The following is a 12,547-nucleotide window of genomic DNA, read 5'->3' as shown; positions in this document are numbered from 1 at the left end:
CTTCCCCCCTATTTCCGCATCGCTACCGTGTCCAGGGCGGAAAAGCGCTTCTCAGCCCTGCCGGTCAGCTCCAGAATGGCCAGCACAAGCACCAGGATCACAATGCCGATGGCCGACCCATAGGGCCAGTTGTTGGAGGTCCCGAACTGCTGCTGCACGATGTTGGCGATCATGGTGCTGCTGTCGGGCCCGCCCAGCAGCGACGGCGCCAGAAAGTCCCCCATGGAGAGGACGAACGCAAATGTCGCGCCTGCAATCACCCCGGGCAGGGCGAGCGGTACAACGACGTGAAGGAAGGATTGGAAGCGGCCCGCCCCCAGATCCTTAGAGGCTTCCAGCAGATTGCGCGGAATCTGCTCCAGCGCGGTGTAGATCGGCATCAGCACAAACGGCGTATAGATGTGCACCATGCCGATGATGACGGATACCTTGCTATACAGGAAGATGTCCAGCGGATGGTCGGTGACGCCCAGCCAGATGAAGGCGGAGTTCAGGATGCCGTTCGTGCCGAGGATGATCTTCCAGGAGTAGGCCCGCACGATGTAGCTGACCCACAGCGGGATGATCACCAGCATGTAGATCGTCTGCTTGAAGCGCGTCACCTTGAAATTGAGATAGTAAGCCAGCGGAAAGCTGAGGATGACCGTAAAGACGGTAACCACCAGCGCCAGTTCCACGGTGTCGATCAGCACGTGGTACGGCACGCTGCCGCTTGAGGTGGCGGTAAAAAACTTGGCGTAATTATGCAGGGTAAACTCCTTGACGACGTCAAACGGTCCCGGCTTCCAGAAGCTGTAGCTGAACAGATTCAGATAAGGCAGAAACAGGAAGAGAAAGAGCCAGATGGCGGGCGGCAGCAGGAGCGGGAGCAGCATGCCCTTTTTGTGGACGGCGGTCTTTTTCATTCAGTTTGTTTTCACTTCCGTCCACACCTCGTTGTAACGGGCGCGATCCTTCACATACTGCCAGAAGTTCAGTCTGGTGAACATCTTATCCATGTCGTTTACGTAGGTCATCTCCTGCAGTTCTTTCGTCATATGCGCCGCCGCTTTCGGATTGGCCACGCTGTAGGTCGTCACTTCCGCCACCAGCGCCATCGCCTTGGGGCTGGCGATGTAGTCCAGATACAGGTCGGCCAATTCCCGGTGCTGGGTGCCTTTGACGATCATCAGCCGGTCGATCCAGCCGGTGGCCCCCTCCTGCGGAATCGTCCACTTCAGGTTGCGTCCTTTGGCATTCACTTCTTTCACCGTCAGCGGCCAGCCGACGGCCAGCACAACCTCCTTGTTGGCGAACAGGTCGTTCAATTCGCCCGCCGTCGCCCAGTATTTGCGCACGTTCGGCTTCAGCTCCACGAGCTTCTGCTTCGCCTGCTGGAGCTGTTCTTCCGTCATGTTGTACAGGGCGGCGGGATCGGATTTGTCCAGCCCCATGATCTGGCCCATCATGTAAAGGTTGTTGATGTCGTCCCACAAGGAGACCTTGCCTTTGTACCGCGGATCCCAGAAGATGTTCCACGATGTCGGCTCTTCCTTGATCACATCGCCGTCGTAGATGAGGTAATCAGGCCCCCAGGTAAACGGCAGGCCGTACAGTTTGCCGTCTTTCTGCACGTCCGTCAGATTGCGCAGCTTTTCGTTCAGGTCCTGGAAGCTGCTGATCTTGGCGGGGTCGATCGGCTCCACCATGTCGGACTGGACGAGCAGCTGGGCGACGTCGGAAGAGGGCGAGATGATGTCGTATGTGCTGCCGCCGCCTGCCTTCAGCTTGGCGAGCAGTTCGTCGCTGGAGCCGAAGTACGTCGGATTGACCTTTACCCCGTACAGCTCTTCAAACCCTTTCGTAAACAGCGGATCGGCGTATCCTTCCCAGGTCAGCAGATTCAGCGTCTGCCCTTTCACCTTCTCCTTCACATCGGCTGAAGGCGCCGATGCCGGCGAGGCCGCATTGCCATTGCCGGCAGCAGGGCCGGCCGACTGGCTTCCCCCGCCGCCACATGCGGCCAGCAGCAGGGCGGATGCCGCCGCCAGCGATATAATCGAACTCCATGCGCTCCTTTTTCTCATGGTATCCCCCTTTTGTTCAATCGTTTCGATACCAGCCAAGCGGTCCCACCTGTAGGTTCACATTGATCTGCTTGATCTCGGTATACGCATCCAGGCCGTATGTGCCCAGCTCCCGACCGATGCCGCTCTGCTTGTACCCGCCCCACGGCGCTTCGTTGTAGGTCGGATGGTAGGTGTTGACCCAGGTGATGCCGGCCCGCAGCCGCTTGATGACGCGCAGCGCTTTGGCCCCATCCTGCGTAAAGACGCCGCCGGCAAGCCCATAGTCGGAATCGTTGGCCAATCGGACGGCCTCCTCTTCATCCCGAAAGCGCAGTACGGCCAGAACGGGGCCGAAGATTTCTTCCCGCACGATGCGCATATCCGGCGTGCAGTCGGTAAAGATGGTGGGTTCGACAAAATTGCCGCGCGCATACTCGCCATCGGTCAGGCGCTTGCCCCCGAGCGCCAGGGTGGCTCCTTCGGCCTTGCCGATTTCGATGTACTGCAACACCTTCTGCAGATGGGCAGGCGAGATGAGCGGCCCCATTTCCGTCCCTTCATGGAGGCCGTTGCCAACGCGGATCTTGCGGCTGCGCTCCACCAATGCCTCGACGAACCGGTCGTGAATGGAGTCCTCCACCAGCAGGCGGGAACCGGCCGAGCATACCTGCCCCTGGTTGGCAAAGATGGCAAACATGGCAAACTCCACAGCCGCCTCAAAATCGGCGTCGGCAAAGACGATATTGGGAGACTTGCCGCCCAGTTCCAGCGAGATTTTCTTCAGGTTGCCGGCCGCCGCCTGCATGATGCTTCGGCCTGTCGCGGTGCCGCCGGTAAAGGCGACCTTGTCGACCAGCCCGCTTGCCGCCAGCTCATGCCCCACAACAGGGCCGGCCCCCAGCACCAGGTTGGCCACCCCGCTCGGAAATCCCACCTCTTCGATCAATTCGAACAGCTTGATGGCCGACAGCGGCGTCACCTCCGCGGGTTTAAAGACCGTGGTGTTCCCGGCCGCCAGACACGGCGCCAGCTTCCACGCCGCTATCAGGAGCGGATAATTCCACGGCACAATCTGGCCGCAGACCCCGATCGGCTCCCTTACCACCATCGTCATCATCGGGTCGGATACTTCGTAGGTCTGGCCGAGCGGCTTGTTGATCAATCCCGCATAATACCGGAAGCAGTTGACGGCATCATTCACGTCAAAGCGGCTTTCCCGCAGCGGTTTTCCGCAGTTCTCCGTTTCGAGAACGGCAAACTCCTCCGCCCGCTCCTCCAGCTTGTCGGCCAGGGCATGGAGCAGCCGGGCCCGCTCCACCACCGGCGTCTGCGGCCAGTCCGATTCATCGAATGCCCGGCGCGCTTCCGCGATGGCCCGCCGCACATCCGCCAGCCCGCCTTCCGCAACGGTGGCTAGCACCTCGCCGGTCGCCGGATTAAACACCTCGCGGACGCTGCCGTCTTCGGCCTCCACCCATTGGCCCGCGATAAACATCTTCAAGCATTCTTTCGCTGCCGTTTGCAATCCAGTCCACCTCCATGACATCGTTTGCTGCCTGGCTGTTGCAACCTCCGTGCCAATCAGTCCGGTGCATGCCGCCCCTTGACGGCACAGCGTTTTGCCGTCTGGATCATGGCATGCATGCCGATCTGCCTCCCTGCACTGTGATTCCTCCAAGGTATCATCTTTCTTCCTGGTGCCGAGTAAATTAGCAAAGAGCATGCCATTTCACGTGGCAGCCGTCCCCCGCCATCCGCCGCTTTCCGGCGCCTGTTCTCCCTTTTGCCGACCAGCTGCATTCTCAATTAAGAGAAGGGCGATGGCGCCTTCCCTTCCCAAACATGAGAAAAGGGCCCCCCTCAGGGAAGACCCTTGCCGCCACATGCCCGTTTTGGCGTTGGCATCCATTTTGCTTTGCTTGCAGACCACTTTCATAAAAAGAGGTGAGCATGATGAATTTTGACTATTTGTATGATGAGACGGAACGGCCGCTCACGCGCTATGTCTCCTTTGCCACGCAGAACAAGCGTTACGATCTGGCTATGGTGTATACCCGGCATTTCAATGGCAAGACGCTGGTCATCTCTTTGCAGAACCTGCAGGGGGGGTTGATCGCCCAGGAGGATATCGATCACGCCGATTGGGCGAAAGCGCTTCAGATTGATCCCGATGATGTGGAAATCGTCAAGGAGTTCCTGCGTTCCCGTCTGTACTCCATCGACCGGTTGATGGATCAGTACTGAAAACCCCGCCGACTAAAGCTATGCTTACCCCCAAAAAGTGACGTTGTCCTTCGACGCATAATCCGAGTACTTTTTGGGGACCCCTGAACTTGCCGGCGTCGGCGGGGGCCCCAGATATACGAAAAAAGCCTTCGTCCTGTCAGGGAACGAAGGCTTTTTGCCTCGCAGCGGGAGCGGGCTACACCTTGAACTTTTTGATCATACTTTGCAGTTCTTCGGCCATTTTAGCCAGCGATGCGGCGGAAGAGGAGATTTCCTCCATAGCCGCAAGCTGTTCTTCCGTGGCGGCGGATACATTTTGCGTGCCGGCTGCATTGGCTTCGGACACTTCCGCGATCTGGCTGATCGTCTCCATCACACTCGATGTCTCTTTTGTAATCTCCTTGATGGACGAGGATACCTCCTCAATCTGCTGGCTTACCTCGTCGATGTGCCGCTTGATCTGCTCAAAGGATTGTCCGGCCTCGTTAACCACAACCATGCCCGCCTCCACTTCTTTCAACCCTCCTTCCATGGACTCAACCGCTTTGCCGGTGTCCATCTGGATGGTGGCAATCAATTCGGCAATTTGTTCGGCGGAGCGGGTGGACTGCTCGGCCAATTTGCGCACTTCATCCGCGACCACGGCGAAGCCACGTCCGTGTTCTCCCGCCCGGGCAGCCTCAATCGCCGCATTTAACGCCAGCAGATTGGTTTGGGCGGAGATATCACGGATGACGTCCACAATCTGGCCAATCTCTTCCGAACGCTGTCCCAGCCGCTTCACCACTGCGGAGAGATCATGGATGGTTTCACTGATGGTGCCCATCTGCCTTACCGCTGTCTGGATCGACTGATTGCCGTCCGTCGCCGCCTGGGAACCTTGTTTGGCAACCGTTGCGACATTCGTCGAGCGCTGGGCGATGGACTCCACTTCCCGGGACAATGCGGCGATGGCCGTTGAGCCTTCGCTGACGCTCTGGACCTGTCTGTCGGTTGCGGATGCCACCTCCTGCACGGTACTGGCGATTTGTTCCGTTGCGCTGCTCGTTTGATCGGCGCTTGCCGTCAGCTCTTCCGCCGATGACGCCACCTGCTGGGCGGTCAAGCCTACCTGTCCGATCATGCTGCGCAGGTTTCGCAACATCGCGTTAAAGGATGCGGCCAAGTCCCCCACTTCGTCCCGGCTCGTCATCACGATCTCCTTCGTCAGATCGCCTTCGCCTTCCGCGATTTCGGCGATTTGCTTGCCTACCTGGCGAATCGGCTTGACAATGGCTTTCGACAGCATGAGCGCAAACAGAATCGCCAGCAGAACCGATCCGATTCCGCAGATCAGCATCCCGATCTTGGCCCGTTGGCTGGCCGTTCGGCTGGCATTCAAGGCGTCATTAATCAGTTTGGCGTTATCCGCCTCGATTTTGGCGAAGACCTGGCGGAAGGCGTCCATGGCTTCCTTCCCGTCTCCAATCCGTTTCCGCGCCTCTTCGATATTGCCGTTCTGGACCAGCGTTATCTGTTCTTCAAAATAGTTTTGAATCTTTTCGATTTGCGGCAGCGCCTCATTTTCAACCAATCCTTTCAGGACGGGATGGGCGTCCTCATACTGGCGAATCGTTTCCAGATCCTTTTGCAGTTGCTCTTTTCCCAAGGTATAGGGTTCCAGAAACACTTCGTCGCCGGAAACCAGATAGGCCCGCACGCCCGTCTCCTCATTGATCAGGTCGACCAGCAGGCGATTCGTCGCGCCGGCGATGGGGAAGGCTTCATAGACGATATCGTCGCTTGCCTTTTCCATCGAGGCGAGCATAAAATACACCATGCCGAAGACAGCCATCGTCAGCAGCAAGAGAATCGCGAAGGTTGTACTGATTTTTCGTTGAATCGTGAAGCGAAATGATCCTTTCATGCTAATCCTCCTTGTAACGTTTGCGCACTCCCCTATTTTTCTACCCCCAAACGTTACCGACAAAACTTTGGAGAAATACGGATGGTTTGGATAAGTTTTCCTTATCTTTACCGACAAATACCGATTCCCCCTGCGTATATTTGGTAATAAAGACGGACGCCGCAAAGGGGAAATCGCGATGGCAACCTTCGTCATTTGTCATGGGGCTTGGGACGGGGGCTGGTTTTGGAAGGAACCGGCTTCCTGCTTGCGATCGTTCGGTCATGAGGTGTACACGCCGACGCTGACCGGGCTTGGGGAACGCGTTCATTTGGCCACGCCGGCCATCGATCTGGAAACGCATATCCAGGACATCGTCAATCTGATTTCCTATGAGGATTTGCAGCAGGTGATCCTGGTGGGCCACAGCTACGGGGGGATGGTGGTCACAGGGGCCGCCGATCGCGTTCCGGAACGGATCAAACAGCTTGTCTATCTGGATGCCTATGTGCCCGAAAACGGCCAATCGCTGGCGGATCTGGTCGCGGAACATCCGTCGGGCGGCACGGTGAACCGGCAGATGCTGGATGCGGCCAAACGGTACGGCGATGGATGGAAGGTTCCCTTCCTGAGCCACCCTCCCTATGACGCGCGCGTCGCTCCCCACCCGCTGAAAACCTTTCTGGACCGGATCGACCTGCGCGAAAGCATCGCCTTCCTGGAGATTCCCCGCACATTCATTCTGTGTACGGGCCGGGGAACCAATCCGCTCTATGATCCCATCGATCAGGCCGCCGTCAGGGCGAAGACCCGGAGATGGCGCGTCTACGAGATGGCGTCCGGCCATCATCCCAACCTGACCAAACCCCGCGAAATCGCGGCCCTGCTTCATGAGATCGGGTGATCACGCTTGCATAGCCATGGCCACAATGCCAGACTCAACAATCCAAACAACGCACCCAGCAATGCAAAGACGGTTACAGCATCCATTTCCGCCAACAACAAGCCCGATATGACTGGACCGGCGGCCATTCCCATGTATCGGATAAAATGAAACATGCCCAGTGCACTGCCCCTGTTGTGCTCAAATTCATTCGCCATCATCGTCGCGTACAACGGGGTTATGACACCGATACATATCCCGTAAATCACCAGGGCCGTAAACATCCCGATCAACGTTAATGAATGGGTGATGGCAAAAAGCAGAATGCTGCCTACCGCCACGATGTTTCCGAACAAACAGAAATGTTTGAGCGGAATTCTGGCTTGCAGATGTTTAAAGATCATGCTTCCCGCTATTGTGCTTCCCGCCATTGGCAAATAAAGCAGTCCGACCGTTTGCAAGCTTGCATGATAGTAATCGGTCAACAAAACGGGCAGATATACAATTACAGCGAAATAAACGAAGAAGAACAAGAAACCTAGGATCAGAATCGAGTTCCCTGTCTTATTTGCAAAAACAGCTCCATAGTGGTTCAGCAGCTTCCTTATATGTACGGATTGTTTCTCAATCAGTTGATCTTTGGGGAAATAAAGCTGATTGGTCAACAGGAGAATTGCCGAAACGATGGCAAGAAACCAGAAAATCCCCGGATAGCTGTAACGGTCTCCAATATATCCTCCCAGTACCGGGGCAGCGGCCGGAGCAGCAGACAGCAGCATTTGATACGTCCCCATCGCTTTTCCCCGCTGGCTCCCCTGAAATAAGCTTCCGATTGTCGTCGCCGCAACAAGCGGGATAGCGGCGGTTCCTGCGGCTTGCAGCACCCTGAACAGGAGAAAAACGGCAAAGTGATGGGTAACAGCGCAGCCTACGCTGGAAACGACGATCAACAGGATGCCGGGAATCAGAACAAATCGGGCCCCTTTAATATCAACGAGCGGTCCGAGAACAATCTGCATGATCGCCGTAACGAAAAGAAACAGCGATACCGACAGATTCACCAGGTTCATGGAAACATGGAAAGCGTCTCTGATCAGCGGGATGATGGGCGCATAAATATTTTGGTTTAACGATGCAAAGAAGGTGCTGATGCAGGCCAAATACAAAATGGACGCGGCACTCCATTTAACGCTCCTCATCTACCATCCCCTGCCTTTCCGCCAGCTCCTCCGCGATGCGGATGGTCATATCCCGGAGAAATTTTAAAATGGCATGCTGCTCCGTCTCCGTATATTGATCGAGAAACCGGTAAAACTGCTCTTCTTTCCTCTTATGAATCGCCGCGTGCATGTCAAACACTTGCTTTCCTTTTGGCGTCAGCCGAAAATACACTTCTTTCTTGTTGTCCGTTAACTGGAAGCGTTTGATAAGGTCTGCTTCCAACAGTTTCGAAGTGATTTTTGTAACATTTGCTTTGGACAGATTCATTTTTTTGGCAATGGCAATGTTGTTGATCGGTTCATGATGACCGATACAGTCAATGACATGGATACTTGTCATATTTTTGGGGAGAAGTTTTAACTGGTCTCCGGTCGCTTGTTGAAAAAATTCTTGAAGATCGGTATCCGCCTTCTGCTCGTTCAGATGCAGCAACCTTACGTACATTTCATAGATAAGCTCTTTTGTCAGATCAGCCATTGCTGCCGCACTCCCTTCAGATTTATCGCTCACATTTCTTCCGCGTTTGATAAATTCTTTACTATGAAACAAAAATATTTTATCTCTTTCTGCTTTTAAACGTCAATGTCCCATTGAGAAGTTGACAAAACCAAAAATAAAATTTTGTTAATTAGTGAACAATATTTCTTGCTGAACCCATCCGTTCGAATCATGCTTCCCCCCAACGGTGTATCCGAAACAAAACTTCCATGTCTCCTCGAGCCACACCCCAACAAAAAACCATCCGCATAAAACGGGATGGTTTTCAGCACAGATGGTTTTCAGCACAGATGGTTTTCAGCACAGATGGTTTTCCAGCTTTAGGTGGACATGACGACTTTATAGATTTCCAGCAGCTGCGGAATGATCATGGGGATATCGTGCCGCTGTTCTGCGTACTGACGGCTTTTGATCCCCGTGGTATGACGAAGGAGGGGATCGGTGATCAGCGGGATCAACGTGTTGTACAGCGTTGTGGGATTGGCGTTGATGATGGGAAGATTGGCCGGATACGTTGAGACAAGATCTTCGCGGAGATAGGAGATGACGGGCTTTCCGAGCGCCATGGCCTCTACCGCGAACAGTCCGTAGGTACCGACGAGGAGCTGATCGATCACGATGTCTGCCTGTCTGTAGTAACTGAGCGCTTCCGCGTTGCTCATGAATTCAATCCGTTTATAGTCGAATTGGAACCCTGCCTGCCGCAGCCGCTGGATGGCATCTTCCACATAGACCGTTCCTTTGAAAGTGGGCTGCGTCGGCGCATGGATGATCAGCGGCACCCGCGTATCCACACGGGGGTACTGCGGAATGGTGCCCGTCACGTCAAACGCCAGCGGCAGGACATACACATACGTATAATGCCCCAGCACATACGGCAGCAGTTCCAGGTCCTGGATGATGGCCGTCTTGATGTATTGGCTGTTTCTCGCCAGACGCGCCGCTATCTCCTCATCTGTGAACGGGTTGCATAGATCATACAAATACGGGCTCAATTGGGCCGCTTTCGCCTTGAAGCGCACGTCATTGCCCCAATGATGCATGACGAACTTTTTCCCCAGCGCGTGCAACTCTTTCAGATCGCGTGCATCTTCAAACAGGGTGCCGTTGAAATGAAAGTGGAAGATATCAAACTGATCCTTCAAAGCGTCAAACTGGCGGATCATATCATACCAATCGGTATTGATAATGTTGTTGCGGTACCCCAAGTACGATTGAAAGGTGTTGAACCCGATAGCTTGATGGCCAAACTGCCGCAAGCCGCCGACCAATCTGCCCATCTGGCCCGCCAGTTCAATCGGACCGTGAAAAACCCGGAACACATGCATCAACCCCTTTTCCAGACATGCTTCAAACAGTCACAGTATATGTTCCGGGTGCAGGGGTTGACCCCCTCTATCAATCCAATATTGGAGAAATGGTTGGTTCCCCTATCCCGGCTGGATCTTCCCCGGGGCGGGATACAGCGATCAGCCATTGGAGCTTTTTCCTCAAGTGGCCCGCGCCCAGATCGACAGCGACACCGTCTCGCCGGGATTCAGGAAGCGATGAGGCTTGCTGCTGCTAAAGCCCATGCTGTCCCCTTCGCGCAGGTGATACTCGCGCTCCCCCAGGATGACGGTCAGTTCTCCCTTCAGGACGTAGCCGCATTCTTCCCCGGAGTGGGAGATCAGCTCATTCACCACTGTCTGTCCCGGCTCGATTTCCACCAGCACGAATTCGATCTTCCCCTCCTGAATCGGGGTCAGCACGTGATATTTCACATTGGTATTGCGCAGCTGGATGATCTTGTGTTCGTTCTTGCGGATGACGGGAGACTCTTCATTTTTCGGTCCAAAGAAGTGATTGATCGGCACATCCAGCGCGGAACATATTTTCCAGAACGTGCTGATCGTGGGGTCAACCAATCCGCGCTCGATTTGCGACAGCAGGCTCGGGCTTAAATTGGCCTTCTCCGCGAGCTGCTGCAGGGTAAGCTGTTTTTGCTTGCGAATTTGCCGGACTTCCGCTCCGTTAAACATTGGCTTCCACTCGCTTGTCTCGAAAAATACTGGGGAGAGACGCCAGCAGCGTTTGGGTGTACGGATGCGACGGCGTGCGGAAAATCTCGTCCGCCGTCCCCGTTTCCACCACTTCCCCCTTGCACATGACCGCCATCCGTTCGCACATGTAGCGAATCACCGACATGTTGTGGGAGATGAACAGATACGTCAGGTTGCGCTCTTGCTTCAATTCCTTCAGCAGATTAAGCACCTGCGCCTGGACGGATACATCCAGGGCGGACGTCGGCTCATCCAGAATCACGAAGGCGGGATCGGTGATGAGCGCCCGCGCGATGGCGATCCGCTGCCGCTGCCCTCCGCTGAATTCGTGGGGGTAACGGGAAAGATGCTCCTCTTTTAACCCCACCCGTCTGATCAGGGCGTGCAGCCGTTCCTCTCCGCCCTTTTCCAGCCGTTCCAGGCGGGGCAGGGCCCGCAGCGGTTCCAGGATGATCTCTTTTACCCGCATGCGCGGATCGAGAGAGGATTGGGGATCCTGGAAGACGATCTGGATTTCCCCCGGCCGCGGGCGATGGAACGACTGGCCTTTCCACAACGCTTTCTCCGCATAGCGCACCTCCCCTTCGCTCGGCGGCTCCAGGCCAATCAGCATCTTGCCGAGCGTGCTTTTTCCCGATCCGGATTCGCCGATCAGGCCGAACGTTTCCCCGGCTTCAATCTGAAACGTGACATCGCGGACGGCCGCAATCCGCTGCTTTCCCTTCCCGTAATATTTATGGACGCCCTTGAGTTCAATCAATGGTTTCATACGCTCACCTTACCCAGCAGGAAACTTGATGTTCGTGTCCCTGATCCGGCCGCACGGGCTGCAGCTGCGGACGGACTTCCCTGCATGGGGGGATGACGGACGCGCAGCGTGCAGCAAAGATACAGCCCTCCGGCCGGCTGCGCAGATCGGGCAGCTCGCCCCCGATCGCGTGCAGCGGCTCCGCAGGGTCGGCCAGATCCGGCAGTGCTCCGATCAAGGCGCGGGTATACGGATGACCCGGGTTTTGCAGCACCTCCGCCGTGCGGCCTGTTTCCACAATCTCCCCGGCATACATCACCGCCACCCGATCGCACAGCTCCGCCACCACCCCGAGATCGTGGGTGATCAGCATGATGGCCGTGCCCCGCTTGACGGACAGCTCTTTCATCAGCTTCAGGATCTCGTGCTGAATCGTCACATCCAGCGCCGTGGTCGGTTCATCGCAGATCAAGAGCTGAGGCGGAGCCGCCATCGCCAGCGAAATGACGACCCGCTGCCGCATGCCGCCGCTTAACTCAAACGGATATTTGCGCGCCACGATCTCCGGCTCGCGGATATGTACCTCCTCCAGGCTTTTGACGGCCTGGGCATACGCTTCTTTCCTGGAGAGCTGCCGATGGCGGGCGATCACCTCCGCCAACTGGTCGCCGACGCGCATGGTGGGATGCAGCGCGGTCATCGGCTCCTGAAACACCATGCCGATCTCCTTGCCGCGCAGGGCCTGCAGCTCTTTTTTGTCCAGCCTCAGGATATCGGTACCCCGGTAGAGAATCCGGCCGCTCTTGATCACCGCGTTCTTCTCCAACAATCCCAGGATGGACAGGGCGGTCACGGATTTCCCCGATCCCGATTCTCCCACAATGCCGACGATTTCGCCCTCGTCGATGGAAAGGGACACATGATGGAGCGCTTCAATCCTGTCCTGCATGGTGGTAAATTCCACACTCAAATCGGTTATCTGCAACAGCATGGGTC

At 55.9% G+C, this 12,547-nt stretch carries 12 protein-coding genes; 2 read left to right on the top strand and 10 right to left on the bottom strand.

The genetic code is table 11. The features are described 5' to 3' along the window. Nucleotides 1-8 precede the first annotated feature (8 nt). The 3 genes from G3578_RS16525 to G3578_RS16515 are packed head-to-tail and all read right to left on the bottom strand — an operon-like array spanning nt 9 to nt 3,543. Nucleotides 9-905: an ABC transporter permease gene (locus G3578_RS16525; protein WP_165214071.1), complete on the bottom strand. Its 897-nt coding sequence runs from the start codon at nt 903-905 to the stop codon at nt 9-11. Then, nucleotides 906-2,066 (bottom strand): ABC transporter substrate-binding protein, encoded by a 1,161-nt coding sequence (locus tag G3578_RS16520; protein WP_165214070.1) that lies wholly within the window; start codon nt 2,064-2,066, stop codon nt 906-908. A 16-nt stretch (nt 2,067-2,082) separates the two neighbouring features. Further along, nucleotides 2,083-3,543: an aldehyde dehydrogenase family protein gene (locus G3578_RS16515; RefSeq protein ID WP_241254680.1), complete on the bottom strand. Its 1,461-nt coding sequence runs from the start codon at nt 3,541-3,543 to the stop codon at nt 2,083-2,085. Between the two features lie 455 nt (nt 3,544-3,998). On the opposite strand from G3578_RS16515, the gene G3578_RS16510 reads away from it, so the two are divergent. Next, complete coding sequence (locus G3578_RS16510; protein ID WP_165214069.1) at nt 3,999-4,292, top strand: SAV0927 family protein; 294 nt, start codon at nt 3,999-4,001, stop codon at nt 4,290-4,292. Between the two features lie 178 nt (nt 4,293-4,470). Here the strand turns inward: G3578_RS16510 and G3578_RS16505 are convergent, their stop codons facing one another. Then, the gene (locus G3578_RS16505) at nt 4,471-6,180 is read right to left on the bottom strand and encodes a methyl-accepting chemotaxis protein (protein ID WP_165214068.1); all 1,710 of its coding nucleotides are present in this window, start codon (nt 6,178-6,180) and stop codon (nt 4,471-4,473) included. A 178-nt stretch (nt 6,181-6,358) separates the two neighbouring features. Between G3578_RS16505 and G3578_RS16500 the strand changes: the two genes are divergently transcribed. Next, nucleotides 6,359-7,063 carry an alpha/beta fold hydrolase gene (locus G3578_RS16500; RefSeq protein ID WP_165214067.1) on the top strand — a complete coding sequence of 235 codons (705 nt, stop codon included), beginning with the start codon at nt 6,359-6,361 and terminating at the stop codon, nt 7,061-7,063. On the opposite strand, the gene G3578_RS16495 is transcribed toward G3578_RS16500, so the two are convergent. From G3578_RS16495 to G3578_RS16470, 6 genes are all read right to left on the bottom strand, one after another. After that, nucleotides 7,048-8,241: an MFS transporter gene (locus G3578_RS16495; RefSeq protein ID WP_165214066.1), complete on the bottom strand. Its 1,194-nt coding sequence runs from the start codon at nt 8,239-8,241 to the stop codon at nt 7,048-7,050. The two genes, G3578_RS16500 and G3578_RS16495, sit on opposite strands and share 16 nt — an antisense overlap. After that, nucleotides 8,228-8,740, bottom strand: coding sequence for a MarR family transcriptional regulator (locus tag G3578_RS16490; protein ID WP_165214104.1), 513 nt, complete (start codon nt 8,738-8,740; stop codon nt 8,228-8,230). Before G3578_RS16490 ends, G3578_RS16495 begins: the two co-directional genes overlap by 14 nt. 341 nt (nt 8,741-9,081) lie before the next feature. Further along, nucleotides 9,082-10,083 carry a glycosyltransferase gene (locus G3578_RS16485; protein WP_206529761.1) on the bottom strand — a complete coding sequence of 334 codons (1,002 nt, stop codon included), beginning with the start codon at nt 10,081-10,083 and terminating at the stop codon, nt 9,082-9,084. A gap of 168 nt (nt 10,084-10,251) precedes the next feature. Next, on the bottom strand, nt 10,252-10,782 hold the full coding sequence (locus G3578_RS16480) for a cupin domain-containing protein (RefSeq protein WP_165214064.1): 531 nt from the start codon (nt 10,780-10,782) through the stop codon (nt 10,252-10,254). Continuing rightward, a complete protein-coding gene (locus G3578_RS16475) occupies nt 10,775-11,572 on the bottom strand; it encodes an ABC transporter ATP-binding protein (protein ID WP_165214063.1) in 798 nt (265 codons plus the stop codon). Before G3578_RS16475 ends, G3578_RS16480 begins: the two co-directional genes overlap by 8 nt. 4 nt (nt 11,573-11,576) lie before the next feature. Then, complete coding sequence (locus G3578_RS16470) at nt 11,577-12,542, bottom strand: ABC transporter ATP-binding protein (protein ID WP_206529760.1); 966 nt, start codon at nt 12,540-12,542, stop codon at nt 11,577-11,579. Between the last annotated feature and the right edge of the window lie 5 nt (nt 12,543-12,547).

Source organism: Brevibacillus sp. SYP-B805, assembly GCF_011059135.1.
Classification (GTDB): Bacteria; Bacillota; Bacilli; order Brevibacillales; family Brevibacillaceae; genus Brevibacillus_F.
Note: the sequence above shows the minus strand (reverse complement) of the source record. Positions and strands in the feature narration are given on the sequence as shown.

Excerpts from the sequence above, each read along its gene's own strand:
- G3578_RS16500 (WP_165214067.1), top strand. The coding sequence starts at position 6,359 with ATGGCAACCTTCGTCATTTGTCATGGGGCTTGGGACGGGGGCTGGTTT.
- G3578_RS16510 (WP_165214069.1), top strand. The coding sequence starts at position 3,999 with ATGATGAATTTTGACTATTTGTATGATGAGACGGAACGGCCGCTCACG.
- G3578_RS16480 (WP_165214064.1), bottom strand. The coding sequence starts at position 10,782 with ATGTTTAACGGAGCGGAAGTCCGGCAAATTCGCAAGCAAAAACAGCTT.
- G3578_RS16470 (WP_206529760.1), bottom strand. The coding sequence starts at position 12,542 with ATGCTGTTGCAGATAACCGATTTGAGTGTGGAATTTACCACCATGCAG.
- G3578_RS16475 (WP_165214063.1), bottom strand. The coding sequence starts at position 11,572 with ATGAAACCATTGATTGAACTCAAGGGCGTCCATAAATATTACGGGAAG.
- G3578_RS16520 (WP_165214070.1), bottom strand. The coding sequence starts at position 2,066 with ATGAGAAAAAGGAGCGCATGGAGTTCGATTATATCGCTGGCGGCGGCA.
- G3578_RS16525 (WP_165214071.1), bottom strand. The coding sequence starts at position 905 with ATGAAAAAGACCGCCGTCCACAAAAAGGGCATGCTGCTCCCGCTCCTG.
- G3578_RS16505 (WP_165214068.1), bottom strand. The coding sequence starts at position 6,180 with ATGAAAGGATCATTTCGCTTCACGATTCAACGAAAAATCAGTACAACC.
- G3578_RS16490 (WP_165214104.1), bottom strand. The coding sequence starts at position 8,740 with ATGGCTGATCTGACAAAAGAGCTTATCTATGAAATGTACGTAAGGTTG.
- G3578_RS16495 (WP_165214066.1), bottom strand. The coding sequence starts at position 8,241 with ATGAGGAGCGTTAAATGGAGTGCCGCGTCCATTTTGTATTTGGCCTGC.
- G3578_RS16515 (WP_241254680.1), bottom strand. The coding sequence starts at position 3,543 with ATGTTTATCGCGGGCCAATGGGTGGAGGCCGAAGACGGCAGCGTCCGC.